Genomic DNA, 26959 nt, shown 5'->3' on the forward strand with positions numbered 1-26959 from the left:
ATAGTGGCACTCATTATAGGAAAGGGATCTATGAATAGCGTATTTGAAATTGTGAGCTTGGCTCGTCGTAAGAACAAACTAAAGCGTGAACTACTCGATAACGAGAAAAAGGTTCGCGATAACCGTAAACGTGTCGATTTACTTGAAAACTTAGTCGATTACATCAAACCGGATATGACTCAAGAAGAGATCATTGAGATTGTGAAAAACATGAAGTCTGACTACGAAGATCGCGTCGATGATCACATCATTAAAAGTGCTGAAATTTCTAAAGAGCGTCGTGATATTAGCCGCCGAATCCGTGAGTTAACGGAACAAGATAAGCTCATGACTCAAGGTGGCGCTAAAAAAAGTAATTGATTTTATATGAGCAAGCTGAATAAACATGAGATTTATTCGCCGCGATGCAAGTCCGCTATCAAGCGGACTTTCTTTTGTCATCAATTCAATAATCAACAAAATATGTAATAACAAAACTATTATTAGCATTAATCGTTTGCGTAATCGCTAACCCTCTCCGAAGCTATTTTTGAGGGTGTTATCACACATTCACCATTGCTATAGTTTGAGTTAGTTAAATTAATCCAGCCATTATCGGTAAAGCGTTGTTCATTTTTCATCGTGAAAATCAGCGTAGCGCGACTGACCCGGCTTGGGCCAACGGCAAGAGGATCACACAAATAATGGATATGAATATGGTTGATATTATGGGCTATGCAGCCTCTATCATGGTGGCTATTTCCCTAACGATGAAAGACATCGTAAAACTTCGCGTACTTAACTTTATTGGTTGTAGCTTATTTGTCGGCTATGGACTGATGATCGATGCTTGGCCAGTGGTCGCAACCAACGCCTTCATCGCTTGTGTTAATGTCTACTTTTTAGCTCGGATGCAACAAGCAAAAAAGAGTGACGGCGTACAGAACGCCGCTTAAACTCTGTAACCAATAAAAAACCACGCGTCGAAAAATAACAGACTCTGGACGCGTGGTTTATCTTCACTAGTTTTAGGCTAGTTTATCCATCAGCAATATCGATTTAATCCTCTTCGTGATGCTCAGCCGCCCATGATTGAGCGCACTTCACCGCACGTTTCCAACCTTTATAACGACGTTGACGTTTTTCTTCATCGTGATGTGGCATAAAGGAGCGATCAATTTCTGCTTTATTTTTCAGCTCATCCAAACTATCCCAGAAACCAACCGCGATACCGGCTAAATAAGCCGCACCCAACGCCGTCACCTCGGTCACTTTTGGACGATGAACTTCAGTATCCAACACATCAGATTGGAACTGCATTAAGAAGTTATTGGCGACAGCTCCGCCATCAACGCGCAGTGCCGCTAGCTTAATCCCTGAATCTGCTTGCATCGCATCCAAAACATCTCGGGTCTGATAAGCAATACTTTCTAATGTCGCACGAATGATATGGTTCGAATTCACACCACGCGTTAAACCGACAATAGTACCGCGAGCATAAGCATCCCAGTATGGCGCACCTAGCCCAGTAAAGGCAGGAACCACATAAACGCCATTAGCAGTATCGACTTTAGTGGCAAAGTATTCTGAATCGTGAGCGTCGGAAATTAATTTTAGTTCATCGCGTAACCACTGAATCGATGCGCCCCCCATGAATACTGCGCCTTCGAGCGCATAACTTGGTTCACCTTTCGGTCCACAGGCTAACGTCGTCAAAAGACCATTTTTTGAAGTCACTTTTTCTTTGCCAGTATTCATCAACAAAAAGCAGCCCGTACCATAGGTGTTTTTTGCTTGTCCCGCTTCGACACACATTTGGCCGTAAAGCGCCGCCTGTTGATCGCCGGCAATCCCCGCGATAGGGATACGGGTTCCGCCTTTACCACCGATGTTGGTTTGGCCGTACACTTCTGAAGAAGATTTCACTTCTGGCATCATGCTTAATGGAATATCAAACTCTTTAAGAATCTTCTCATCCCAGTGTAAGTTGTTGATATTAAACAGCATAGTCCGAGAAGCATTGGTGTAATCTGTGACGTGAACACGGCCTTGAGTCATCTTCCAGACTAACCATGTATCTACGGTACCAAACAGGAGTTTACCCGCTTGTGCGTCTTCACGAGCCCCTGGGACATTATCTAAAATCCATTTGACCTTGGTGCCTGAAAAGTAAGGGTCAAGCAATAAGCCGGTGTTCTCACGCACATACGCTTCCAACCCTTCACGCAATTTTAGTTGCTCACAAATTTCAGCGGTGCGGCGACATTGCCACACAATCGCATTGTAAACTGGTTTGCCCGTTTCTTTGTTCCAAACAATCGTCGTTTCACGCTGGTTAGTAATACCAATGGCAGCAATTTCATCACTACGGATGCCTGATTTACCAAGCACCTCGATCAATGTCGAGCTTTGGGTTGCGTAAATTTCCATTGGGTCATGCTCTACCCAGCCCGCTTGTGGATAAATCTGAGTAAATTCACGCTGAGAAACACTGACGATATTGGCATCATGGTCAAGCACGACTGCCCTTGAGCTGGTTGTACCTTGATCCAATGCAACCACATATTTTTGCTCAGTCATGGTCTATTCCTTATTCACGTTCTAATAAATGGGTTAATAAATTATGCACGTTAAACATGTGCTTGTTCGTTATCTTCGACTACATCGCATTGATTAGGTATGGTGCAACCCGTCCCTTCTGTTGGTAGATAAGCGGCAATAAATTTAGGGTAAGCCCAAGCACCAAAACAAGCTCCAGCAATCGGCGCAATAATCGGCACAATAAAGTATGGGATCTCTTTCGCACCCGTTAGGGCATAATCCCAACCAGCAAAATAAGCAAATAATTTAGGTCCAAAATCACGAGCTGGGTTCATTGCAAAGCCAGTTAGTGGGCCAAGCGAGCCACCAATCACCGCAATCAAAATACCAATTAATAGCGGGTTCATCGCGTTGCGATGCGCACCATTATTCTCATCACCGAGTGCGAGAATGACAAACATCAGCACGGCGGTGATCACAAATTCAACCGATATCGCTCCTAGAAAAGAAAGAGAAGGATGAGAATAGGTCGAGAAAATCCCTGCGGTGGCTAAACCAGCTTCACTGCTACGGACAAAATTGTGGGCGATTTCATAATCGACAAAAAGGTTGCTGTACAAGCCGTAAACGAGCGCCGCAGAGCAGAATGCACCGAGCAGTTGTGCGATAATGTAGGGCAACACTTTCGCTTTATCAAAACCATGAAACGCAGCTAAAGCGATGGTTACCGCTGGATTAATGTGTGCACCAGAAACACCTGCGGTACAATAAATAGCAATGGCGACCCCAAGTCCCCAGATAATACTAATTTCCCACTGACCAAATTGAGCTCCAGTCAGTACTAGCGCAGCGACACAGCCTACGCCAAAAAATATCAGCAATCCTGTGCCGATAAACTCTGCGATACACTCTCCTAAAAGAGTCTGTTGTTTTGTTCGAGCCATAAGTAAGTGTCCTTTTCCGTTTACACCGTTATTGCACACCGTCACAGGGTGATACGGGGCAAAATCTCGCACAAAAAGATCACTTCGAAAATGAAAAAACCTCACAAATGAGCGTTCGAACACAATTTTGTAATCAATAAGAGTAATTTTTGTTAATTAGAGCCATATTTTGATCTCAGAAAACCTCGCCATTATGGTTAGAAATCGTCGTTCTTAGCGACCATCGCTCACGTGGTGAGATGAATATCATAAGAACGATGAACAACATATTTACAACTAAATATCCGAAAAAAATTAATATAAACGTCGGCGATATATCAAAATAAAAGCTCAAAACTGATGAATAGTAGAGCAGAGAGCGACAGTTAACATCAAGAACAATGGCACTTTTTATTCGCTCGTATTCAAAAATTTGCGTTTACATTCGTTATATTGCTTTGCTTGCCTGCCGAAAACTCATGTGAACAATAAGTAAATAAAAATCATCTAATCCCATCTATTTTGTTTATCCATTTGCTATCTATAAGCAACATGACGATAACCACTCACCAAAAATCTTTCGTTCGAACTTTTGTGAGCAATCTATCGAACATATTCAACTTAAAATGGCACACTAATGGTAAGTTTATTGTAAATAGAATTAAGGCAGGGGTCATGAGCATGACAACGAAGCAAACCATCGAAACCGATGTGGTGATCATCGGTGGCGGAGCGACGGGAACCGGGATTATGCGTGATTGCGCTTTGCGTGGTATTCGATGCATTCTGGTTGAAAAAGACGATATCGCCTCAGGTACAACCGGAAGAAACCACGGCCTACTCCATTCTGGCGCTCGTTACGCCGTCACTGATCATGAATCTGCTAAAGAGTGTATCCAAGAGAACCTAATTTTAAAACAGATTGCTAAGCACTGTGTGGAAGCAACGGAAGGCCTGTTCATCACACTGCCCGAAGATGATATTACGTTTCAAGAAACCTTTATTAATGCTTGCCACTCGGCGGGCATTGCCACCAAACAACTCAGCGCTAAAGAGGCGCTGCGTCTTGAACCGAATGTTAACCCTGCTTTAATTGGCGCCGTACAAGTTCCCGATGGTACCTTAGACCCTTTTCGATTATGTGCCGCTAATGTACTTGATGCCAAAGAGCATGGTGCACAGATCCTTAACCGCACCATAGTTACTGGTCTTATTCGCCAAGGTGATACTGTACTCGGCGTTCACTGCCTGCAGCTCAGTACTCATCGTCAATTTAATATTGTTGCTAAGCAAGTGATCAATGCGGCTGGAATTTGGGGACAAAATATCTGTGAGTATGCTGATCTGAATATCAAGATGTTCCCAGCCAAAGGATCGCTACTCATTCTCGACTATCGCATCAATAACCTAGTGATTAATCGCTGTCGTAAACCTTCCGATGCCGATATTTTAGTCCCCGGTGATACCATTTCTTTGATTGGCACGACCTCCGAACACATTGACTACGACCAGATTGACAATCTACACGTCAGCGAGAAAGAAGTAGATATTTTGCTCTCTGAAGGAGCGAAATTGGCTCCGATCATGGCCAACACTCGGGTATTACGTGCCTACGCAGGGGTAAGACCGTTAGTGGCGGTCGATGATGATGGTAGTGGACGCAATATCAGCCGCGGGATTGTATTGTTAGACCACCAAGAACGCGATGGCCTGAAAGGGCTAACCACCATTACTGGCGGCAAATTGATGACCTATCGATTAATGGCCGAATGGGCCACCGATATGGTTGCCAAAAAATTGGGCAATACGGTGGCATGCTCTACCCATACCCGCCCTCTTCCTGGTTCAAATCAAGCCGAAAAGCCGGTCAAAAAAACCGCCAGCTTAGCAAAACCCGTCTATGAATCGGCGCTTTATCGTCACGGTGAGCGAGCTGAGCAGTTTTTATCGGCAGACAGTAAAAGCCAAGCCATCATCTGTGAATGCGAAATGGTCACCGCGGGTGAGATTGAATACGCGATTAAGCAGTTAGATGTTAATAATCTCGTCGATTTACGCCGCCGCACACGCCTTGGCATGGGGCCATGCCAAGGTGAATTATGCAGTTACCGAGCCGCTAGTTTATTTCAAGACTATGGCGGTGTCTCTGGTCAACAATCAAGCCAACTGTTGGTGGAATTTTTAGAAGAGCGCTGGAAAGGCATTAAACCGATTTTCTGGGGAGATGCACTGCGCGAGGCAGAATTTAGTTATTGGATCTATGAAGGATTATTGGGTGCCAGCGATCTTCCTCATCCTTCTATTCAATCGAGCCAGGAGGAAACGCTATGATGAAGTATGACGTGATCATTATCGGCGCTGGGATTGCAGGTTATAGTGCAGGGATCCGCTGCTTACAAGCAGGCTTAAAAACCGCACTGATCAGCCAAGGACAAAGCGCGCTGCATTTTTCATCAGGTTCGATTGATGTCTTAGGTAAACTACCCTGCGGTAGCGCCGTTGAGTTTCCTTTTCAAGCAATCCAACAGCTCGCTCAACAAGCTCCGGAACATCCTTACAGTAAGGTTGGAGCAGCGATCAGCCAGCAAGGATTACTGTGGTTTCAACATACTCTTCAGCAACATGGGATGCCATTAAGTCATCAAGCCGATCACAGTAATCATCAGCGGATCACCTCAATGGGAACGCTTAAAGCGACTTGGCTTTCGCAGCCTTATGTATATCAACATAAAAAACAGTGCGATTTTAAACGGCTTGTGTTGGTGTCCATCGAAGGTTACCGCGATTTTCAACCGCCGATGCTACAAGATAACTTACGTTATTTACCTGAATTTTCGACCATTGCCAGTACCATTGTTTCGATCTCGATTCCTGGTTTTGCTGAACTGCGCCATAATCCTCATGAACTGCGCTCAATTGATATTGCAAGGTTGCTTAAAAAACCTTCGGCATGGCAAGCGTTTTGTGATCAATTAACGCAAGTAGCCACCGGTGATGATTTGGTAATTCTCCCAGCGATCATGGGTAACGGTGACGGATTGCACCTACTCGATAAATTACACGCCACTACTGGATTGTCCTTGCATGAAGTTCCGACCATGCCACCTTCTTTGATGGGGATCCGGATTGAGGAGTCGCTCAGTCGTGCTTTCTTATCCCTTGGTGGTATACATTTAAAAGGCGATAAAGTCACCAAAGGCGAGTTTAATCACCATCGATTGAACGCGATATACACCAAAAACCTGACCGATATGGCGCTTTATGCTGATCATTTTCTCATGGCGACAGGAAGTTATTTTAGTCAGGGCTTAGCCGCTAATCATCAGGGGATCAGTGAGCCTATTTTCCAACTCGACGTTGAAAGTGCTCAAGAGCGGGCACAATGGCGTAATCATGACTTTTTTGCTAAGTGCTCTCACCCTTTTATGACATTTGGCGTCACAACGACCGCCTCATTAAACCCTAGCCGTCAAGGTGAGACTATCCATAACCTCTATTGCTGCGGCTCTATGCTCGCAGGTTATGATCCGGTGTTTGAAGGTTGTGGTGGTGGCGTCGCGATTGCAACTGCTTATCATGCTACGTCACAAATTATCGCTCAATGGCAAGCGCAAGCTTCAACTCAGGAGGCTCTGGTATGAATCATTCCTTTATTGCCAATGCACCGAAAAACACCTCATTTGATCAATGTATCAAATGTACCGTGTGTACCGTGTACTGCCCCGTTGCTAAAGCGAATCCACTGTACCCTGGGCCAAAACAATGCGGCCCAGATGGCGAGCGTTTGCGGATCAAAAGCGCGGAATACTACGATGACTTACTAAAACTGTGCACTAACTGTAAGCGCTGTGAAACCGCTTGCCCTTCTGGCGTGCGGATTGGCGACCTGATTGCCGTGGCACGAGGCAAGTATGGTAAAAAGCCATTCAATCCGAAGTTAATGCGTGATTATGTGCTCAGTCATACCGATTTATTTGGCTCCCTCGCTACGCCTTTTGCACCAGTCGTCAATTTTGCCACCTCGCTACCTCTGGTCAAAAAAATCATGCACAAAACCATCGGTGTGCATGATCACAAAGCCCTACCGAAATATTCTCATGGCACCTTTCGCCGTTGGTTCAAACAACAAAAACAGCAGCAAGCCAGCTATAACCGCCAAGTCAGTTACTTTCATGGTTGCTATGTCAATTACAATCATCCTCAGTTAGGGAAAGACTTTGTTCGGGTAATGAACGCGATGAACATCGGCGTCAGCTTGTTGGATAAAGAAAAATGCTGCGGCGTACCTTTGATTGCCAATGGCTTTCACGATAAAGCGCGCAGTAATGCTCTACTGAATGTCAAAAGCTTAGAAACGGCCGTCTTGGAGAGACAGACTAAGGTACTCTCAACCTCATCGACCTGCTCTTTTACTCTGCAACAAGAGTATCCGCATGTGTTAGGCGTTGATAATAGCCAAGTGGTGGCAAGCATTGAGTATGTCACGCGTTTTCTACTCAAAGAGTTTATGAGTGGCAATGCGCCGAAGATGAAGCCCGTTGACCTCAAAGTGGTTTATCACACTCCTTGTCATTTGGAGCGCAGTGGTAATGTTATTTTTACTATTGAACTTCTGAAAATGATCCCAGGTTTAGAGCTGGTGGTTTTAGACAGTGAGTGTTGTGGTTTAGCGGGCACTTATGGCTTTAAAGCGGAAAACTACGATGTGTCAATGAAGATCGGCTCACACCTATTTGAGTCGATCAACACCGCCAAGGCAGATTTCGCGGTGACCGACTGTGAAACCTGTAAATGGCAGATAGAAGAAAACACCACCGCCGAAAGCATTCACCCGATCACACTGCTGGCAATGGCGTTAGCCTAAAACACGATAGCCAGCGTATCCATTGACGCTGGCTATCAACGATGACGCTAATCCACGGACACCGAACAGATTTACCGTTGCTGCTCAGCGGCTATTGAGATAGTGGCCGCTGCTGACAATGTTCAATCGCTTTTTCTAGCAATTGCAGTGCGCTTTGCTCACAGGATGGTAATTGTGCATCACTACTGCCCAGAGGCGTTACCCGTGAGCCCCATTTAATATGGCCAGCGCCCCAAGTTAATCCTGCACCAAACGCGGCGAGTAACACGTTATTATTGGGTTGAATCTTACCTTGTTCCAATGCTTCACACAGGGCAATCGGCACCGTTGCCGCCGACGTATTGCCGTATTTCTGAATATTAATAAACGCTTTATCTTGGCTAATACCCGATAAATCACATAACGTTTGAATGATACGGATATTGGCTTGGTGTGGGATGACCACATCCACGTCTTGCTGAGCTAAACCACTGGTGGTTAACACTTGCGCCGCCGCCGCGCCCATGCCTTTAACGGCTCTTTTAAAGATTTCTTTACCAACGAAATCAAATACCCAATAACCATTGTCGGCAGCAAAGCGATCCATTGAGCTACCAAACTTCGGCACCGCCAAAATATCACGCCCTTGAGCATCACAACCAATTTTGGCTTCTTGTAACCCAACCGGTTGCTCTGTACGACTCAACACTACCGCACCGGCACCATCACCAAATAAAACGGCGGTATCGCGTTTGGTCCAGTCAATATAAAAAGACAGTCTTTCTGCGCCAATCACTAAAGCATGTTGATAACGGCCAGCCTGCATCAAGCGAGTGGCGGTTTCTAAACTGTAGATAAACCCGGTACAAGCGGCATTAAGATCAAAAGCGGCTGCGCTATCTATTGCTAAGTTCTGCTGGATTTTTGAAGCGATATTAGGAATGAGAGAATCGGGCGAACAAGTGGCAACAATAATCAAGTCAATCTCTTGAGCGTCAATCCCGGCACAAGCAATCGCGTGTTGAGCCGCTACGGTAGCTAACTCTGAGGTATTCACGTGGCTAATGCGGCGAGATTCAATCCCAGTGCGAGTGCGGATCCACTCATCATTAGTCTCTAAAAAGGTGCTTAAATCATCATTTGAGAGCGTGGCCGGTGGCAAACATTTACCCCAACCGGTAATTTCAGCATAATATTGAGTCATTATAATCCTGCTTTTCGTTGTTATGCTCTTGCTACTGGTAAGATTGATCAAATAGCAAGGAGATAGGCATTCATTTATTATTGGCGATGTTAAGCGCATTCACCTAACAAAACGACTAGTATACGCTGATTTGCCTAATCACGTTAAGCGCTGATCGGCAAAGCAACAAAACTAAAAGAGGAAACCATGTCAACGTTCACCACTCGCTGCCCAGCTTGCCATGGGCTTAATCGTATCCCAACAGCCCGAGTTTCTGAAAGCCCGCGCTGTGGAAAATGCCAAGCCGCACTGCTTGATGGGGCTCCGATTGAAGGTACAGCGGATAATCTAGAAGCGCTATTAGCCAGTGAACAACCGGTCGTCATCGACTTTTGGACTCCTTGGTGTAATCCTTGTGTCGGTTTTGCCCCCATTTTTCATGACGTAGCCGTCGAACGTCAAGGGCAAGTGAGATTTATAAAAATCGACACTGAAGCTCAACAGGCGTTGGCAGGAAAATATCAGATTCGTAGCATTCCCACCCTGATGGTCTTTAAACAAGGCAAAAGAGTCGATGTTCTCAATGGTGCGTTACCAAAAAGTCAGTTTGAACAATGGCTAAACCAAGCATTAACCAAATAAATTATCCCGTAAAATAACATTTAAAGTTGGCATTTCACCGCCGATTATGCCAACTTTACTACGCTTAATCATAGCTTATGACTTGATAAATTTATTTTATCGTCATGAGCATTATTTTTCGTTTTACCTTTCTATTTTTAAGTCCCATATTCGCCGCGAAACCCAGTCCTATTCTTAATTCGAGGCGATAACTATGGACATGATTACTTCTCCCGTTCATCGTATTTCAGTACCGGTTATTGCGCTCACACTGTATGCCGTCGCTTCAGGATATTTGATGAGTGTCATCCCACTCATGCTGCCACATTATGGGTTGGAACTCTCTTTAGCCAGTTGGCTAGCCAGTGTGTTTTATGCCGGTTTATTGCTCGGCGCGCTGTTTATGGAGCAGTTAGTCAATCGCTTCGGGCATCGCAATACTTTTATTGGCTGTCTATTAGTGCTATTAACGTCTATCGTGATTTTGCCCGTTTTTGCCAATAGTCTAACTTGGCTTGGTGCACGTTTTATCGCTGGTATTGCCGTTGCGGGGGTATTCGTTGTAGTTGAGTCGTGGTTACTGCATGGTAATGAAAGTGGCCGCGCAAAACGATTAGGTATTTACATGGTATCGCTCTATGGCGGTACAGCGATGGGACAATTAGGGATTGGATACTTAGGCGTTAATGGCTTAATCCCATTTATTGCGATTGGCTCCTTATTATGCTTCGCAACGGTGATTTTAATCTTTGGTCAATCTGATCAACCGTCTACCGAAGCAGGACAAAGTCTGTCTTGGAAACAAATGACCAAATTAAGTCATGCTGCCATCATTGGCTGTTTAGTTTCAGGGCTGATATTGGGCGCTATTTATGGACTGATGCCAATAGAGTTGACACAACGTGGCATTAGTCACTCAGAAATCGGCAGCTTAATGGCATTAATTATTCTGGGCGCGATGGTCGTACAACCGATTGTTCCTTGGCTATCTAAGCATCTTGGCAGAACCTTATTAATGGCTTTCTTTTGTTTATTAGGCGCTTCTGCGGCGGTATTACCATTATTAGACAGTAGCGTTACGCTTCTCGCGATCAGTTTGTTTGTGCTCGGTATGGCAACGTTTGCTCTCTACCCGATTGCGATTAATTTAGGCTGCGATAAATTAGATGCCCATTACATTGTCTCAGCCACTCAAGTGATGCTGTTTAGCTACAGTATCGGCTCTGTATTAGGGCCCGTTATCGCTGATTGGTTTATCTACACCAATCAAAGCTTACTTGGTTATCTTTTTGTGACGTTATTGATCACTTGTTTGTACATGCTGCTGGCCAGCGTGAAAACCAAACGTCAATGGGTAGCTGGAGAATAAACAACACGCAATAAACTTGATTGAGTTCGCCCTTAAAAACCAGTATGCTGCGCGGCTTTAGGGCCACTTGGCCCTAAATTGATCGTCATCGAGCACAGAAGCATGAACCGTAAAAAGAAAATTAATCAAACACTACAAAAGCATCTTAAAAAGAAAAACGCCAAGCTACATGGCACCAATAAACCTCGTTATATTTCTAAAGCGGAGCGCGCCAAATTAGAAGCAGAACAAGCCGCTTTAGAAACCGTAACTACCGATGCTGAACAGCAGGCGGATAACGGATTACAGCAATAAAGCTTGCTCTATCGGAACAAATTGACTGGCGACATCAATTAAACTTTGTGCCGTCAGTCTTGGTACACCATAAACCTCAACCTTAACCTGAAAGCGCTGCTGAATACGTTCTACTAAAGGTTCAAAATCGCCATCACCAGACACTAAAACGACCGTATCGACTTGCTGAGCTAGCTCATAGGCATCAAGCGCAATTCCCACATCCCAATCTCCTTTCGCACTGCCATCACTACGTTGAATAAAAGGCTTTAGCATCACTTCAAAACCTACACCGCGTAAAATATGATGAAATTGCCGTTGTTGAGGCTCTTTACTGGAAATCGCATAAGCGTTCGCTTTAAATACGTGACGGCCTTGAGTCACTTGTTGCCAGAACTGGTTATAATTAAAGTGACGCCCGTATCGCTCTCGACAGGTGTAATAAACGTTTTGTACATCAACCAAAATGGCAATTTTTTCCATCTCATCCTGCTTATTTTATCAAATTCAACATAGCCCCAATGACTTGGCGTTTTCGGAAATACGAGAGCGGACTATCAACAATCGCACTTCGTCCACCGATGATGCAAACTTTACCACAGCGAACAATGTTCACTCACATAAAATAAGCAACTATTTTAGTATTTTAAACAGCATAAAAATTTATAAATTTGACTTTAAAACAAAATTGTCGCTATTATCTGCATCGAAAAATGATTTGTACTCTAATCATTTATTTACCTTTTGACGTATTCATCACTTGTCTACACGTAGACGAGTGACGAATGCGAAGCACTTGTTGAGTCATCGTATGCAAAACGCTTTTAACAAATACAGCATTGAAACGACCGATTACCATGTCGGTAGAGACAATGTACAAAAATGGGGATTTGATGTTCATAATCCTGTCTTCGGTATTAGTGCCGGATTCATTCTACTGTTTCTTATCTCCATCATCTGGGTCGGTCCGGAGATAGCCAAATCTGCACTCGACACACTTAAAAATGGCATTATTCAACATTTTGATGCCTATTTCATGTGGATAACCAATTTCTTCCTGCTCTTTGCTATGGGATTAATGATCTCCCCTTTAGGTAAAATTCGCCTTGGTGGACGAGACGCAACCCCTGATCATTCCAGAATATCGTGGCTATCGATGCTTTTTGCTGCAGGCATGGGCATCGGTTTATTATTTTGGAGTGTCGCTGAGCCAACCGCTTATTATACCAATTGGTGGGGAACGCCCTTTAATGTCGAGGCTTATACACCAGAAGCAAAATCTCTTGCGATGGGTGCAACGCTATTTCACTGGGGGATTCACGGATGGGCGATTTATGCGATTGTCGCCTTAGCATTAGGTTTTTTCTCTTTTAATAAAGGCCTCCCACTCTCCATTCGTTCCGTGTTTTATCCTATTTTTGGTGACCGTGCATGGGGCTGGCTCGGTCATATTATTGATATTATGGCCGTATTAGCCACTTTATTTGGTTTAGCGACTTCATTAGGCTTAGGCGCTCAGCAAGCCACAAGTGGTATTAACTACGTGTTTGGTACCCAAGGTGGGATCGGGATGCAATTTGCCGTGATTGTCTTTGTGACCTTGATTGCCATCATCTCGGTGGTACGTGGTATCAACGGCGGCGTTAAAGTATTGAGTAATATCAATATGGCTTTTGCTCTCGCTTTATTGATTTTTATTATCAGTGTTAGCTTTAATACCACGCTACAATCGATTCCTGCGACCTTCATGGCTTACGTAAAAAACATTCTTCCCCTAAGTAATCCCCATGGTCGTGATGATGAAATCTGGATGCATGGTTGGACGGTCTTCTACTGGGCTTGGTGGATATCATGGTCACCTTTTGTCGGCATGTTTATTGCGCGGGTATCACGAGGCAGGACGGTGCGTGAATTTATTCTTGCGGTGGTATTTATTCCAACCTTACTGATCATCGTTTGGATGTCAGTGTTTGGTGGGATCGCTTTAGAGCAGGTCTCTAACCAAATCGGAGAGCTAGGCACACATGGATTAACCGATATTTCGTTAACATTATTCCATGTCTACGAGCAATTACCGCTCGGTAACGCCTTATCGCTGATCTCGATCGTACTGATCCTGATCTTTTTCATTACTTCAGCCGATTCTGGTTCTCTGGTCATCGATAGTATTACCGCAGGAGGAAAAGTAGATGCTCCGGTATTACAACGTATATTCTGGGCAACGGTTGGTGGTTCAATTGCTGCCGTACTACTTTGGGTTGGGGGTTCAGAGGCGCTACAAGCGCTGCAATCCGGCGTCGTCGCCACAGCTCTGCCTTTTAGCTTTGTATTGCTACTGATGTGTGTAAGCTTAATCAAAGGATTAAGAACCGAGCAAGCACTTTACTCTTAATCCATCTGATCAAAATAAAAAAGCCAGCCACGATTAATGGGCTGGCTTTTTTCTAATTGGAATATCCGCACTCAATATCATTAAGTTAAATAGAGAGATCAATATCGCGGCGATATAAATGAAAAATTAGAAACAACGGAGACAAAAAAACCAGCATCTAGGCTGGTTACTTAAAAATATGGAGGCGCGTCCCGGAGTCGAACCGAGGTTCACGGATTTGCAATCCGCTGCATGGCCACTCTGCCAACGCGCCTTTGTATCAGTTTCTATTTTGGCTGATGGTGCCCCGGGCCGGACTTGAACCGGCACGACTCGAAAGTCGAGGGATTTTAAATCCCTTGTGTCTACCAATTTCACCACCAGGGCAACGCAAATTGCGGTATGGCAACACCATCTGCTCTTTCGGGCTTTGCCCTGAGAACGAGGCGTACTTTACCGTATTCCTCAGCAAGGTCAATAAAAAAATGTGATTTATCAATCAAGTGATCAATAAATGAACCAGGCAGTATAATAGACAACCGAACCGAACAAAGTTCAAACACCGAGTAGGCTTTATTCTCTAGATTGATGCTTTAAAATAAAAGTAAGATTTCTGCATTACTTGATGATGATGGGGCCAACCACATCATCTCACCCCTCAGCATTGCAGCCTCAATGTATTAGCCCATCAGAATTTTTTTAATTTTTAGACTACCGGACCTTATCCTTTACAACCATTAAGCATAATGAACATATTCAATAATCACTTGATTACCTTCTATTGACACATGCTGAATATCACCATCAATGATCACACGACTGGTTAAACTGATCGCTTGCTGATTATAAGCAGCCGCCGTTTTTAAACTTGGTATCACCATATGGGGTTCAATATGCAAATGTCGACAAAACTGGCTAATAAAAGTCATCGACAAAGGACTATCACCGCGCAGAAGTTGAGAAAACTCTACTTGGGTTAAGTTGAGTCGTTTCGCCATCTGCATCTGAGTTAAATGCATTTTGGCTTTTTGTGACATCCATACGTTGTATAAGGCTTGGCGGTCTTCAGCGCTAAACTCCATTATTTATCCTTTAACGAGTGCAACAGGTAATCATTGCACAGGATGACAAAAAGGCTCCGTGATGATGTCAGTGGGAAGTTAAGGTCTGTTTAAATTTATTTAACTTAATTTTTAATATCACTCGACCGCTGGCGATAGCTAGCTCATTAAATACATTGATCAAGCGATAAATAGGATGAGCGAGCACTAGGGTCTGTTTATCTTTCGCGGTTAAATTTTGTTCGAGATAAAAGTGTTTTAATCGCGGCGAGATGTTTGTAGCCTAGTTATTCTAGGCAAAATACCTCTCAACAAAGAGTAAAACACTTTTAGCCGAACCCTTCGGGCAGCGTTTGTGGCTCCTTTCTACGGCGTTATCGGCTTCTCAGGTAGAGTAACTACATATCAAAGCCTCTGCCTTGTATAAAGAAGCCACAAACTGCTGCAAAAATCAGCTCGAAAGATAAACAGACCCTAGAGAGATATCGATAACCTCCTTTGCATCACCATACATAGAAAAGAGACACAGCAGAGAAAAAATTTCTCTGCTGTGTCATTTATGATAAAGGGATTTTAAAACCAGCTTGCGAATAAACGTTTGATTCTATCTAAGGTTCGTTTAAACCAACCGCCTTGCTCAACGCTTTCTAAAGCCACCAAGGAAGCTTCACCGACCTTGCGATCATCGACTTGATAAATCACTTTACCAACAATATCACCTTTTTGGATCGGGGCTTGTAAATCCTTATTCATTTCGATCAAGCCACTGAGCTTAGGTAACTCACCTTTAACCACAGTTAAATAGGTTGTCTCAGCGACCCCAACAGGTAACTGATCTTTTTTGCCCATCCACACTCTCGCCTGCTCAATCGGCTCTCCAGCTTGATGAGGCGCTATGGTTTCAAAGAAACGGAAGCCATAGCTTAGCAACTGCTTACTATCGGCTTCTCGGCCTTTAGCGCTATTGGAACCCATAACGACAGAGATCAAACGCATGTTACCATTGGTCGCCGAGGTGGTTAGACTAAAACCAGCCCCGCTAGTAAACCCTGTCTTCATACCATCGACATTCATGCTCCGATCACGTAATAAACCGTTACGGTTGTATTGAGTGATGCCGTTATAAGTAAACGACGTTTCACTATAGAGCGGGTAAATTTCTGGTAGATCACGAATAATCGCTTGCGCCAGCTTAGCGATATCATAAGGCGTACTGTATAGACCTGAACTGTCTAATCCATGCGGATTGGTAAACGCCGTATTCGTTAGCCCAAGCGTTGCAGCCCAAGAATTCATTAAATCAACAAACGCATTTTCAGAACCAGCCACATGTTCTGCGATAGCCACACTCGCATCATTACCAGATTGAACAATCAAGCCGCGATACAAATCCATCATATTGACTTTCGTGCCTACCTCAATAAACATTTTTGAGGAATCGGGAAAGTTTCTCGCCCATGCTCTTTGGCTAATTACCACTTGATCATCAGGGCTAATGTTACCCCGCTTCATTTCTTGTCCGGCAACGTATGACGTCATCAGTTTCGTTAAACTCGCTGGATTCAATTTATTATGAGCATTGTGTTCAACTAAAACCGTACCCGTATGGTAATCCATCAAGACATAACCTTTCGCAGAAAGCTGCGGAGGATTGGGTACCACAATCGGTGTTGCATTACTTACCAGGGGAATAAAAGACAAGCACGTCGCAGAAACGACAATAGACTTGATATTTTTCATAACTCGCATCCCAAAATCAAAGAGAAAAATAGTATAACTAACTGACTAGATTACCCTGTTTTTCTTTACTCACTCTTACAGTAGTGTAAATGAACGTAACAAGCCTTCCCATACTTAACCACTGGAAAAGCGAAAAGTGCCAACAATTCGCCTTTATCACTGAGAATGTGTGCGTTAGTTAACAAAAAACCGAGCCTGATGACTCGGTTTGAAAGTAGATGCAGCCAAAAAATTTAGGCTTTATTTTGATTGGCTGACCAAACGTACAGCAATTCTAGTGCGATGGTGGCACCAGCTAGCGCGGTCATTTCACTTTGATCGTAGGCAGGAGCGACTTCAACCACATCCATCCCGACTAAGTTGATACCTTTCAACGCGCGAATAATTTTCAAAATTTTATCGGTATTAAGTCCACCGCACACCGGTGTACCAGTACCTGGAGCAAACGCTGGATCGAGGCAATCGATATCAAAGGTTAAATATACCGGTTTGTCTGCAATGATAGTGCGAATTTGCTGCACAATCTCTTCCACCGACATATCGTTGGCTTGCATCGCGTTGATAACATTAAAGCCATGCCCTTCTTGCTTATACTCAGTACGAATACCAATTTGCACCGAATGTTTAGGGGAAATCAATCCCTCTTTCGGCGCATGATAAAACATCGTCCCATGATCATAAGCACTGCCATTAGCATAAGTATCCGTGTGTGCATCAAAATGAATCAGCGCCATTTCACCGAACTGCTTAGCATGAGCACGCAAAATCGGTAAGGTCACAAAGTGATCGCCCCCGAGAGCCAACAAGGTTTTACCATTTTTGATGATTTCACCCGCCGCCGCTTCAAGACGATAGGTAAAATCTTCCGCATCGCCGCAATCGAACACTAAATCACCAGCGTCAATCACTTTCGTCTGGGCAAATAAGTTGAAATCCCATGGGAATTTTTTTCCTTCCCAAGCAAGATTCACTGAAGCACGACGAATCGCATCTGGCCCCATACGAGCGCCAGAACGACCTGAAGTCGCCATATCTAACGGCACACCCAGTACGACCACATCGGCATCGCTATCAATCGGGTTTCTCACATACGGACGACGGACAAAGGTCATCGCATTGGAGTAGAGTGAATAATCAGTTTTCGTAAACAAATCATTCATTTAAAAATCCTCTAAATAAGTATAACCACTCAAGCCTTGCTCTAGCTCTGCTAAAACAATCTCTTGCTCTGCGGCCGCCACACGTTGGCTGACCAATTGACGGTAATTAGCACGAATCGCATCAACATCAATATGCACATAGCGCATCATGTCTTCTACGGTATCGCCTTCATTGATCGAGGTAATTTCTGCGTCTCCGCTGTCAGTAATATTGACCACCACACTGTGGGTATCACCAAACAGATTGTGCATATCACCCAAAATCTCCTGATAAGCACCCACTAAGAAAAAGCCCATTAAATACGGTTTATCCTTTGACCAAGCCGGCACCGGAAGAGTCGTTTCAATCCCTTGCCCCTCAACGTACTGCTCAATCGCACCGTCTGAATCACAGGTGATGTCTAGCATGACGGCACGGCGATCTTCAACATTTTGTAAATCGGACAAAGGAAGCACAGGGAACACTTGATCAATACCCCATGCATCCGGTAATGATTGAAATAAAGAGAAGTTAACAAAGAATTTGTCCGCTAATCTTTCTTGCAGCTCATCAAGAATGGGGCGATGGAAACGATTCTTAGTGCTCATTTTCAAACGTAATTCATAGTAAATACGCAGTGAAAGCTGCTCAATCCATGCACGGTGTTGTAAGTTGATCACGCCCGAAGCAAACAGAGTATGCGCTTCTGATAAATCACTTTGCGTATCATTATAAATTTCAATTAATGCACGTGCATCGGTACCTTCTCGTAAGGTTTCCCAACTGCGCCACATATTTTGCATCAGCACCGGCGCATCCGTTTCTGGCTCGCTGATCTGCTCAGGCATATACGCTTCTATACCAATAACATTGGTAATCAACACCGCGTGGTGAGCGGTGATTGAGCGACCGGATTCAGAAATAATAATCGGTTTCGGTTGCTCATACAGATTACACATATCAGCAACAACATTGACAATGTTGCGTGCGTATTCTTGTAAACCATAGTTCATCGAGTTCGATGATTGGCTTCGCGTACCGTCATAATCAATCGCTAAACCGCCGCCGACATCAAAATAATCGATCTGCGCACCAAGCTCTCTGAGCTCACAATAAAAACGAGCAGCTTCATTGACCCCATTACGTACGTCACGAATGTTGGCCATTTGTGAACCTAAATGGAAGTGCACCAGTTGCAAAGCTTCAAGTTGATTTTCAGCTCGCAGACGCTCGACCACTGTTAACACTTGTGAAGCCGCTAAACCAAATTTGGATTTTTCACCGCCACTGGATTGCCATTTACCCGCCCCTTGCGACGCTAAACGAATACGGAGCCCTAGACGAGGTTTCACGCCAAGACTTTTGGCTTCTTTTAGGATCAGGTCAAGTTCTGACAGCTTCTCCAAGACGATGAAAACTTTGTGACCTAGTTTTTCACCGATTAACGCTAAACGAATGTATTCGCGATCTTTATAACCATTACAAACGATCACTGAACTGGCTTGTTGCGCCATCGCTAGCACGGCGAGCAACTCGGGTTTACTGCCTGCTTCAAGGCCCAATTGCTTAGTTTCGAGTTCAGCTTGACTGGCTAATATTTCGTCCACTACTTCTTTTTGTTGGTTCACTTTAATCGGATAGACCAACAAATATTTATTAGGGTAATCACACTCTTCAATCGCTTGATTAAAAGCGTCACAAATATTGTGCACACGTTGGTGCAGAATCTGTGGGAAACGAACCAATACCGGAAGATTAAGATTACGAGCTTCAAGTTGTTTGACTATCGAGCTCAATGCGGTCGGATGAGCATTATCCTTTCTTGGTGACACGGTCACTTCACCATGGTCATCAATGCCATAAAAACCTTGGCTCCAATAATGAACATTGTAGTCCGCACGAACACGATCTAATTTGGATGATTTTTCCACTTGATATCTCACAAAAACAGAGAGAATGTAGTGACAGCCACATCATGCCATCACACCTGACACCCTAAATGTCACGCGCTTTATCGGTGAAAAGAGAGGGTGTGTCTAATGATAATAATTTGTCGTTAAGACAAGCTTTAGTTATGGCTAGCACCAATGAGCAAAAATCATAAAAACCTCCGTATTCCATCGCTCCATAGACAGTCAATGAACGCCTTTCATCGATTAGAGAAGCCTGAGCCATTTGGTTGTTAAATCGCCAAAATTATCCAAATCGCTATCGCGGCTTTAAGTACCAAAGGACAATCTTAATTGTGGTTGATTAACGCATTGAAGTTTTTGTTACTGTACAGCGATTCAAAATCGGGCTCTTCAAGAATTAAATCGCGCATTGAAGGGCTTATCTCTATCGCCCGTTGAATATCTTCCAACGCTTGTTCATCTGCGCCTAAACGAGCATAAGCACACGCGCGCTGATACAACGCAGGCCCGTTATCGTCATCGAGTTCTAACACTCGGTTACATAAACTCATCGCCCAGTGATATTCTTGCATTTCCATAACGGCATCAGCTTTATAGGTTAACGCTTCGAGATCGCCAGGACGAATTTTGAGGATTTCGTCATACACTTCAATTCGCTGTTCTGCCGTCTGCACACTTTGCGATCTCAGCCATAAATTATGGATCTCATTAATCACTTCAATTTCACGGTTATTGTCAGTGATAATCCGGCTTTTTCGCTTTAAATCTTGCTCTAAAGCGACAAACTTACGTTCATATTCTTGAGCGATTTTATTAATGCTTTTATCGGCCATCTCCCGAGTATTATGTTTTACTTCACGCAGCGATTGCCAACCAATTAAAGCCACTAAAGAAGCCACACCAGCAATGACATAGAAAAAGTAAGTCACGGTAACATTAGAATAACTCAGTGACCGATCGGCGACGGACAATTCACGGTCGGTAATTTGAATGGTTAAGCGACGTTCTAAATCTTGTTGATCCTGACGTAATGCTCTCAATTCATCGAGGATGTAACGTTCGACTAATGGCCTATCCAAAAGTGGCGATTCTGAATATGGCGGCTCACGATCTTCCTGTGCCCAAGCGACTGACCCTATCAGCATCACCATGGCAAAGATTATTCGGTAAATGTGTCGCACGTACTACGCTCCTTACTGTTTTACTGCCACGTTTCGTTTAGCGATTGATTTAGCTTGCAGTGGTGTCGATATTAACGGCATGATTTCGACTTATCACATGATCATCAGAATCATGGAAATACACACCCTGTTCATCCACCACTCACCTTATATGACTTGGAGATGCCAATGGAAAATATTTCAATTCAAAGCATCAGCAACCAAAAAACGGGCCTATTTTTTATAATTAAGCGTTAATATTAACAAATTTAAGTCAAAAAATCATCAAAACGCTTAACAAGCAGCATAAAAATTGTTTCGAACTCTATCCATACTTTCTCTATCCTACCTCCACGAAAAGAATTCGATTGAAATTCCGTGTATTTCAGTTATTTTCACTGCCATTTAATGGATTCATCTCACATCACTTACCATTGCAGGTAAGCGACAGATAAGAGTCGAGCATGACTCTCATCATCCCTATAAAGATAGATAAACCATACGATTGGAGAGCAACGAACCTAGCCAGCATCGCTGCGTTTCAAGTAGGAAGAGGATAACTGTATTATGCAAGTGCTTTCTTTATTACAAGATAACTACCAATGGGCACTCTCTGTGCTCATCTTACTGCTCTATCCTAAACTGGTTTTTTTGAGTTTGCGGGTATTGGATAAAACCGTTGGGCAACGGGAAGATAGTGACCGATTACAGCGGGTTAAATGGCTCCTCAAAACCTCGCTTTTTGTGATGATTCTCTTAGGGGTCATGATGATCTGGGGGATCGAATTACGTGGGCTATTGGTGATCGGCTCTTCGTTGTTTGCTTTGATCGGGGTGGCTTTATTCGCAAGCTGGTCTTTACTCAGTAATATTACCTCCTTCTTAGTGCTGTTTATCCAAAATCACTGCCGAATCGGATCTTGGGTAAAAATCATCGATGGGGGTAACTTTATCGAAGGACGATTGGTAGATATGACGCTATTTAATGTCGTACTCGAAACCTTAGACGGTAATCGAGTTCTCTACCCGAATAATTTATTTATTGTTCGTCCAGTTGTGGTTCTCGCCAAAGCTCCCGAAAAAAGTGCCAGAAAAACACAAAAAAAACAATTACCAAAGCTAGCACATCGAAGTATTGATTGATGTTCACCGCTACCCTGATCAAAGGCTGAATAATCAGCCTTTGATGTCCAAACCGTGTATCTCCGAACGACTACGCGTTCGCGATTTGACGATGCCCCTCTTCAAGATGAACAAAATCAACCAGATCATCCCCTGACACTTGATACGCTTGTCCAAAACCTTTCACAAACAATCCATGCTCTGGCTTTAAGCAAAATAGTGAGAAGTCTTCAAGTTGACTGAGGTTATCAATAATGTCACCAAATCGCTGTTGCATTTGTTCAATCACCTGTTGCCATAGCGGCGAGTGACGTTCAATCATGCTCGCTTGGGCATCAAACGTTAACCGCTTGCGGGCAAACAGCTGCTTAGCCGTCGATTCATCTTCAATCATCATGATCGATACTTGAGGGTTGACCGCTAAATTACGCGCATGACGCGCAATATGAGAAATCAGAATAAAGTAGCCTGCTTGATTTTGTACAAAGGGAGCATAACTTACATTTGGTTTACCTTGTGCATCAACCGTCGCGAGCTGTAATGTCGTGCGCTGTTGACGAAACTCTTTAATTTCTGGCTCTAAACGGCCTTGTAGTCTTTCTTGTTTAACTTGCTGTTCCATTGACGTTCTCCTTACCAGGCAATTATTTAAATTGTTGTTGCATCGTTTGAAAACGATCGACCTGCTGAGCGATAAGCTCTCGCTTGTCATCGCGGCCTAAATAAATCTTAAAAATAGAATCCCCCTGCTGAGTGAAAAAACCAAAATAGTGGCTCTCTCGCCCCATAAAAGGTTTACTGACCAAAGCAACGTGATCAATCAACTCTAATTTTAAGTGGCCATGAAGTTGGCCTGGTTGCCCCAACAAGTTGTAGTAACCACGCGCCATTTTACCCTTCGGTAACGGGGCTTTGATTTCAAAAATAGAGCCAAATGACTGCACGATAGTGGTCACGTTTGTCCCCCAATCAGCAATCTCCGTTAATACCATCTGCGCATGATCACCCGAGAGCAGGGTAACCATTTCGTTAGGAAAAGCAGACACGACAGCAAATTCACTCACGCTTAAACGTTCAGCAATCTGTGCTGGGAGTAATGCGGGCTCATCATTTAATAACTGCGCCACTTGGTGTGATAATTGTTCCATTTTGTTATCCAATACAATTACGTGAGTACCTCAACGCGGCTAAGAATAATTAGACACAAACGATAATGCAATTGATAATTGATATTGTTTGTATTATGAGTAATAATTTGCGCTCTTGAAACCAGAAATAGCCAATACCGCGGCAGCTTCATGTAGGCTGGGTATAACGTGGCCCATTTAGTTAATGAGCAGCATTATGAAATTGTCCATACCTTTTATTCGGCGACTTGCCAGTGTTTTATTCCTCTTGTGCGCTCATCATTTATCGGCAGCGGAGCGTGTGATCAGTGCAGGGAGCAGTGTTACTGAACTTATCTTTGCGTTAGGTGGACAAGATCAGCTCATTGCGGTTGATGTAACCAGCAATGAACCGCGCACGCGTGAATTACCTCAAGTGGGTTATCATCGACAGCTCTCGGCAGAAGGCTTGTTAGCGTTGAATCCAACCCAATTAATTGGCTCAGAGGAAATGGGACCAGAAAGTACCCTACGCCAGCTACGCTCTGCAGGTGTCAAAGTCAATATCATCAACAGTGATCCTCATCCGCAAGGTTTGCTTGAACGTATCGATCAAATCGCCCAGTTAATTGACCGCCAATCGGTAGCGAAAACATTAAAACATCAAGTGAATGGGACATTAGAGCAACTTAAAGAGGGACAGCCTGATCAATCGCCACTCAAGGTGCTATTTTTACTGCTCCATGAAGGGCGAGCAGCCAACGTCGCGGGCTCAAATACCATTCCTGATACGCTGATCACTTTAGCTGGCGCTCGTAATCCTGCTGCCGAGATGATTTCAGCCTATAAACCCTTATCGATGGAAGCGCTGATCACCATGCAGCCAGACGTTATTTTGGTCAGTGGCCGTAGCTATGATCAGCTCGGCGGAGCAGAGGCGATTCTAGAAGCACTGCCGATGTTAAAAGCGACACCTGCGGGTATCCATCAACGCATCATTACCATTGATGGTCATGCACTCGTCGGCGGCGTCGGCCTAAAAACCATTCAAGAAGCACTGCGTTTGCAAGCGCTGCTCTATCCAAAGGGATAATAGCCGTGTTACGTCATGTGCCTATTCATCTATTACTTATTGCCTTAGCGCTAAGTTTGGGAATATTAAGTTTAGCTTCCATTACCGTTGGACCTATGTCGATCAGTTTTCGAGATAGCCTATATAGCTTACTATTTCGCTCTGATGATATTGCGACTCATATTAATCTGGTTATTCACCAAATTCGTCTCCCACGCACTCTCCTGTGTTTATTGGTTGGCGCAATATTAGCGCTCTGCGGGGTTGTTATGCAGGGCTTGTTTCGTAACCCTCTCGCTGAACCAGGGATCATTGGGGTATCTGCAGGTGCATCATTAGGCGCAGCGCTCGCCATTGTATTACTCGCCTCTTTTGAATTGAATGCCACATGGATGAACATGTTCACGCTCCCCTTGTGTGCTTTTATCGGCGGAGTATTAACAACGTTACTGGTTTATCGACTAGGCACCAGTCAATTAGGAACTTCAGTGACCATCATGCTATTGGCTGGCGTAGCGATCAGTGCGCTTTCTGGGGCAGGGATTGGCTATTTAAATTTTCTGGCTGACGATCAAATGCTGCGTGATCTAACCCTATGGTCGATGGGTTCATTTGCTGGTGCTAATTGGCCACAAATCTATTTGTGTCTATTCGCACTGGGAATATTAGCTTATTGCTTTCATCGTCGAGCGATGGCACTGAATGCGCTTTTGCTGGGTGAATCGGAAGCTCGCCACCTAGGTATTGGCACTCAGCAACTCAAGCGAGCGCTGATCATACTTTGCGCCGCAGGCGTTGGTATCACGGTCAGCGTGGCTGGGATGATTGGTTTTGTCGGCTTGGTCGTGCCCCATTTAGGGCGGATGCTCGTTGGCCCTGATCATCGATATTTATTACCCGTCTCCGCTCTCCTTGGTGCATTACTGCTGACTTGCGCCGATATGTTTGCCCGAGTTGCCGTTGCACCAAGTGAATTACCGATCGGGATTGTCACAGCGCTCGTCGGTGCTCCCTTTTTTCTCTATTTACTGTTTAAACAAAAAGGGAAACTGTTTTAATGCTTACTCCAGCGATTCAAGCGCATCACTTAACGGTCTGTTTTCATTCAAAATCGATATTAAAAGATATCAATATTGAACTCCATCATGGCGAAGTCACTGCTTTACTTGGTCCTAATGGTGCGGGGAAAAGTACCTTATTGAAAGCGTTAAGTGGCGAGATTGACACCCACTCTCGCATTCGTTTCTTCGGCCAACCTCGCGAAAACTGGTCAGCAAAGACCTTAGCAAAACATGTCGGTATTTTACCGCAAAGTAGCTCATTAAACTTTCCATTTACGGCTCAAGAAGTGGTCGAACTTGGTGCGATCCCGCTTGATATTGGCCATCGACAAACTCGGCAATTAGCGCGTTATTATATGCAAAAGACCGATGTTTTACCGTTAGCTAATAGGCTCTATCCTGAACTCTCAGGCGGAGAAAAACAGCGTTTACATTTAGCAAGAGTGCTCACCCAACTGCATCAATCCGGTGAGCAAAAAGTCTTAATGCTTGATGAACCCACGTCGGCATTAGACTTGGCGCACCAACATAATACCTTGCTTATCGCTCGTCAGTTAGCTCGTGAAGAACAATGCGCCGTCGTGATTGTCTTACATGATTTGAACTTAGCGGCGCAATACGCCGATCGGATGGTGATTCTTCATCAAGGACACATTGTCTGTGATGCTCCACCGTGGCAAGCTCTGAGCGCCGAGATGATCAAGCAGGTCTATGACCATCATTCGATGGTCGCCCCTCACCCGACGTTAGATTTCCCAATGGTCTACCCGGTTTAATCAAGCTCACTCATCGCAATGATCGATTTACCAATCAACCACTCTAATTGTTGGCGACTTTGTGGTCCCCATTTGTCGTCAACCAGTTTATAAAGCCGAGTCATCATTTGCGCTGAAAAAAACTCGGCACGCTCAGCCATGACCACATGTTGAAACAATAAACGCAGTGTTGCCATAAAAGCCGGAGTCGTGCGTAGCGCCTTCAACCAGCTTTCTGCAAATTCATTCAATCCTTGTTCTAGCTCTAAATGTTCCGTGAATTGGTGAAAAATTTTGCTTTCTAACGCTAACGCAAAATCGGTTTTCTTAGGGAAGTGATGACTAATACCCGTTCTCGAGACCCCAGTCTGCTGACTTAATGTGGTGTAAGACATTTTGTCGTAGCCCAACCTGAGCAGTTGATCGATAACGGCATCCATAATTCTTTGAATCGTAATTTCAGTATCTTCTTTACTACGTTTTGGCATGGCTCATGCTCTTCATCAAAGGGTGATTATTCGGCTAGATAGTTCAAAGACTGTTGTTCTTGCGAGGTTAAATAGTCAGCAAACCGTCGGGATCATCTTACAAAGTCCTAGTGAAGGCAATGAAACCGGTAGCATTATGACAAAAAACTGTCACTCATTCTCACAAATTCTTGACGCATATCACAAGATATTGCCACGTACTCATCGTTCATCTACGCTGCACTGACTACTCAATCAT

General features: G+C 44.1%; 25 protein-coding genes and 2 tRNA genes. 13 read left to right on the forward strand and 14 right to left on the reverse strand.

Annotation, left to right across the window (positions count from 1 at the left end; genetic code table 11):
• The first annotated feature begins 30 nt into the window (after window positions 1-30).
• Entirely contained in the window at window positions 31-360 is a 330-nt protein-coding gene (locus FKQ60_RS08895; RefSeq protein ID WP_004396679.1) for a DUF496 family protein, read from the forward strand.
• Between the two features lie 323 nt (window positions 361-683).
• Window positions 684-935 carry a YgjV family protein gene (locus tag FKQ60_RS08900; protein ID WP_170906321.1) on the forward strand — a complete coding sequence of 84 codons (252 nt, stop codon included), beginning with the start codon at window positions 684-686 and terminating at the stop codon, window positions 933-935.
• A 103-nt stretch (window positions 936-1038) separates the two neighbouring features.
• Here FKQ60_RS08900 and glpK read toward each other — a convergent pair whose 3' ends face one another.
• Together glpK and FKQ60_RS08910 are read right to left on the reverse strand one after the other, a co-directional pair.
• The gene (glpK, locus tag FKQ60_RS08905) at window positions 1039-2559 is read right to left on the reverse strand and encodes a glycerol kinase GlpK (RefSeq protein WP_004396681.1); all 1521 of its coding nucleotides are present in this window, start codon (window positions 2557-2559) and stop codon (window positions 1039-1041) included.
• Between the two features lie 50 nt (window positions 2560-2609).
• Window positions 2610-3464, reverse strand: coding sequence for an MIP/aquaporin family protein (locus FKQ60_RS08910; protein WP_004396682.1), 855 nt, complete (start codon window positions 3462-3464; stop codon window positions 2610-2612).
• A gap of 660 nt (window positions 3465-4124) precedes the next feature.
• Between FKQ60_RS08910 and glpA the strand changes: the two genes are divergently transcribed.
• Genes glpA through glpC form a run of 3 tightly spaced genes read left to right on the forward strand, consistent with a single transcriptional unit; the run spans window position 4125 to window position 8307 of the window.
• On the forward strand, window positions 4125-5774 hold the full coding sequence (glpA, locus tag FKQ60_RS08915; RefSeq protein ID WP_158137429.1) for an anaerobic glycerol-3-phosphate dehydrogenase subunit A: 1650 nt from the start codon (window positions 4125-4127) through the stop codon (window positions 5772-5774).
• On the forward strand, window positions 5771-7084 hold the full coding sequence (glpB, locus tag FKQ60_RS08920; RefSeq protein ID WP_154171207.1) for a glycerol-3-phosphate dehydrogenase subunit GlpB: 1314 nt from the start codon (window positions 5771-5773) through the stop codon (window positions 7082-7084). The genes glpA and glpB overlap by 4 nt, the downstream gene beginning before the upstream one ends.
• Window positions 7081-8307 carry an anaerobic glycerol-3-phosphate dehydrogenase subunit GlpC gene (gene glpC, locus FKQ60_RS08925; protein ID WP_170906322.1) on the forward strand — a complete coding sequence of 409 codons (1227 nt, stop codon included), beginning with the start codon at window positions 7081-7083 and terminating at the stop codon, window positions 8305-8307. Before glpB ends, glpC begins: the two co-directional genes overlap by 4 nt.
• Before the next feature lie 91 nt (window positions 8308-8398).
• Here the strand turns inward: glpC and FKQ60_RS08930 are convergent, their stop codons facing one another.
• A complete protein-coding gene (locus tag FKQ60_RS08930) occupies window positions 8399-9490 on the reverse strand; it encodes a ketoacyl-ACP synthase III (protein WP_170906323.1) in 1092 nt (363 codons plus the stop codon).
• A 186-nt stretch (window positions 9491-9676) separates the two neighbouring features.
• Between FKQ60_RS08930 and trxC the strand changes: the two genes are divergently transcribed.
• The 3 genes from trxC (at window position 9677) to FKQ60_RS08945 (ending at window position 11753) form a co-directional block, all read left to right on the forward strand.
• On the forward strand, window positions 9677-10111 hold the full coding sequence (gene trxC / locus FKQ60_RS08935; protein ID WP_170906324.1) for a thioredoxin TrxC: 435 nt from the start codon (window positions 9677-9679) through the stop codon (window positions 10109-10111).
• 193 nt (window positions 10112-10304) lie between these two features.
• A complete protein-coding gene (locus tag FKQ60_RS08940) occupies window positions 10305-11459 on the forward strand; it encodes an MFS transporter (RefSeq protein ID WP_115152604.1) in 1155 nt (384 codons plus the stop codon).
• A 102-nt stretch (window positions 11460-11561) separates the two neighbouring features.
• Entirely contained in the window at window positions 11562-11753 is a 192-nt protein-coding gene (locus tag FKQ60_RS08945) for a DUF2986 domain-containing protein (protein ID WP_004396688.1), read from the forward strand.
• On the opposite strand, the gene FKQ60_RS08950 is transcribed toward FKQ60_RS08945, so the two are convergent.
• The gene (locus FKQ60_RS08950; protein WP_170906325.1) at window positions 11742-12215 is read right to left on the reverse strand and encodes an NYN domain-containing protein; all 474 of its coding nucleotides are present in this window, start codon (window positions 12213-12215) and stop codon (window positions 11742-11744) included. The two genes, FKQ60_RS08945 and FKQ60_RS08950, sit on opposite strands and share 12 nt — an antisense overlap.
• 328 nt (window positions 12216-12543) lie before the next feature.
• Here FKQ60_RS08950 and FKQ60_RS08955 point away from each other — a divergent pair, with 328 nt between their 5' ends.
• Window positions 12544-14124, forward strand: a complete 1581-nt coding sequence (locus FKQ60_RS08955; RefSeq protein WP_004396690.1) for a BCCT family transporter — start codon at window positions 12544-12546, stop codon at window positions 14122-14124.
• Window positions 14125-14303: 179 nt separating this feature from the next.
• Here FKQ60_RS08955 and FKQ60_RS08960 read toward each other — a convergent pair.
• The 7 genes from FKQ60_RS08960 to FKQ60_RS08990 all read right to left on the reverse strand — a co-directional run bounded on the left by FKQ60_RS08960 (window position 14304) and on the right by FKQ60_RS08990 (window position 21108).
• Window positions 14304-14377 (reverse strand) — tRNA-Cys (locus FKQ60_RS08960).
• A gap of 26 nt (window positions 14378-14403) precedes the next feature.
• Window positions 14404-14490, reverse strand: a tRNA-Leu gene (locus FKQ60_RS08965).
• Window positions 14491-14840: 350 nt separating this feature from the next.
• Entirely contained in the window at window positions 14841-15185 is a 345-nt protein-coding gene (locus tag FKQ60_RS08970) for a helix-turn-helix transcriptional regulator (RefSeq protein WP_004396691.1), read from the reverse strand.
• Between the two features lie 552 nt (window positions 15186-15737).
• A complete protein-coding gene (locus tag FKQ60_RS08975; RefSeq protein ID WP_154171212.1) occupies window positions 15738-16904 on the reverse strand; it encodes a D-alanyl-D-alanine carboxypeptidase family protein in 1167 nt (388 codons plus the stop codon).
• A 233-nt stretch (window positions 16905-17137) separates the two neighbouring features.
• A complete protein-coding gene (gene speB, locus FKQ60_RS08980) occupies window positions 17138-18064 on the reverse strand; it encodes an agmatinase (protein WP_154170747.1) in 927 nt (308 codons plus the stop codon).
• Window positions 18065-19975, reverse strand: coding sequence for an arginine decarboxylase (speA, locus tag FKQ60_RS08985; protein ID WP_170906326.1), 1911 nt, complete (start codon window positions 19973-19975; stop codon window positions 18065-18067).
• A gap of 308 nt (window positions 19976-20283) precedes the next feature.
• A complete protein-coding gene (locus tag FKQ60_RS08990) occupies window positions 20284-21108 on the reverse strand; it encodes a tetratricopeptide repeat protein (RefSeq protein ID WP_202598167.1) in 825 nt (274 codons plus the stop codon).
• Window positions 21109-21684: 576 nt separating this feature from the next.
• Here FKQ60_RS08990 and FKQ60_RS08995 point away from each other — a divergent pair.
• Window positions 21685-22260 carry a mechanosensitive ion channel domain-containing protein gene (locus tag FKQ60_RS08995; protein ID WP_170906327.1) on the forward strand — a complete coding sequence of 192 codons (576 nt, stop codon included), beginning with the start codon at window positions 21685-21687 and terminating at the stop codon, window positions 22258-22260.
• 70 nt (window positions 22261-22330) lie between these two features.
• Here the strand turns inward: FKQ60_RS08995 and hutZ are convergent, their stop codons facing one another.
• Together hutZ and hutX are read right to left on the reverse strand one after the other, a co-directional pair.
• Window positions 22331-22861 (reverse strand): heme utilization protein HutZ, encoded by a 531-nt coding sequence (hutZ, locus tag FKQ60_RS09000; protein ID WP_154170750.1) that lies wholly within the window; start codon window positions 22859-22861, stop codon window positions 22331-22333.
• Between the two features lie 22 nt (window positions 22862-22883).
• Complete coding sequence (gene hutX, locus FKQ60_RS09005) at window positions 22884-23387, reverse strand: heme utilization cystosolic carrier protein HutX (RefSeq protein WP_158137226.1); 504 nt, start codon at window positions 23385-23387, stop codon at window positions 22884-22886.
• A gap of 196 nt (window positions 23388-23583) precedes the next feature.
• On the opposite strand from hutX, the gene FKQ60_RS09010 reads away from it, so the two are divergent.
• The 3 genes from FKQ60_RS09010 to FKQ60_RS09020 are packed head-to-tail and all read left to right on the forward strand — an operon-like array spanning window position 23584 to window position 26254.
• Window positions 23584-24438 carry an ABC transporter substrate-binding protein gene (locus FKQ60_RS09010; protein ID WP_040905117.1) on the forward strand — a complete coding sequence of 285 codons (855 nt, stop codon included), beginning with the start codon at window positions 23584-23586 and terminating at the stop codon, window positions 24436-24438.
• A 17-nt stretch (window positions 24439-24455) separates the two neighbouring features.
• On the forward strand, window positions 24456-25475 hold the full coding sequence (locus tag FKQ60_RS09015) for an iron ABC transporter permease (protein WP_256593217.1): 1020 nt from the start codon (window positions 24456-24458) through the stop codon (window positions 25473-25475).
• On the forward strand, window positions 25475-26254 hold the full coding sequence (locus FKQ60_RS09020; RefSeq protein WP_154170751.1) for a heme ABC transporter ATP-binding protein: 780 nt from the start codon (window positions 25475-25477) through the stop codon (window positions 26252-26254). The genes FKQ60_RS09015 and FKQ60_RS09020 overlap by 1 nt, the downstream gene beginning before the upstream one ends.
• Here the strand turns inward: FKQ60_RS09020 and FKQ60_RS09025 are convergent.
• Window positions 26251-26721 carry a TetR family transcriptional regulator gene (locus FKQ60_RS09025; RefSeq protein WP_040905120.1) on the reverse strand — a complete coding sequence of 157 codons (471 nt, stop codon included), beginning with the start codon at window positions 26719-26721 and terminating at the stop codon, window positions 26251-26253. The two genes, FKQ60_RS09020 and FKQ60_RS09025, sit on opposite strands and share 4 nt — an antisense overlap.
• Window positions 26722-26959: the final 238 nt, after the last annotated feature.

The organism is Vibrio sp. A11 (genome assembly GCF_013048705.1).
GTDB lineage: Bacteria > Pseudomonadota > Gammaproteobacteria > Enterobacterales > Vibrionaceae > Vibrio > Vibrio metschnikovii.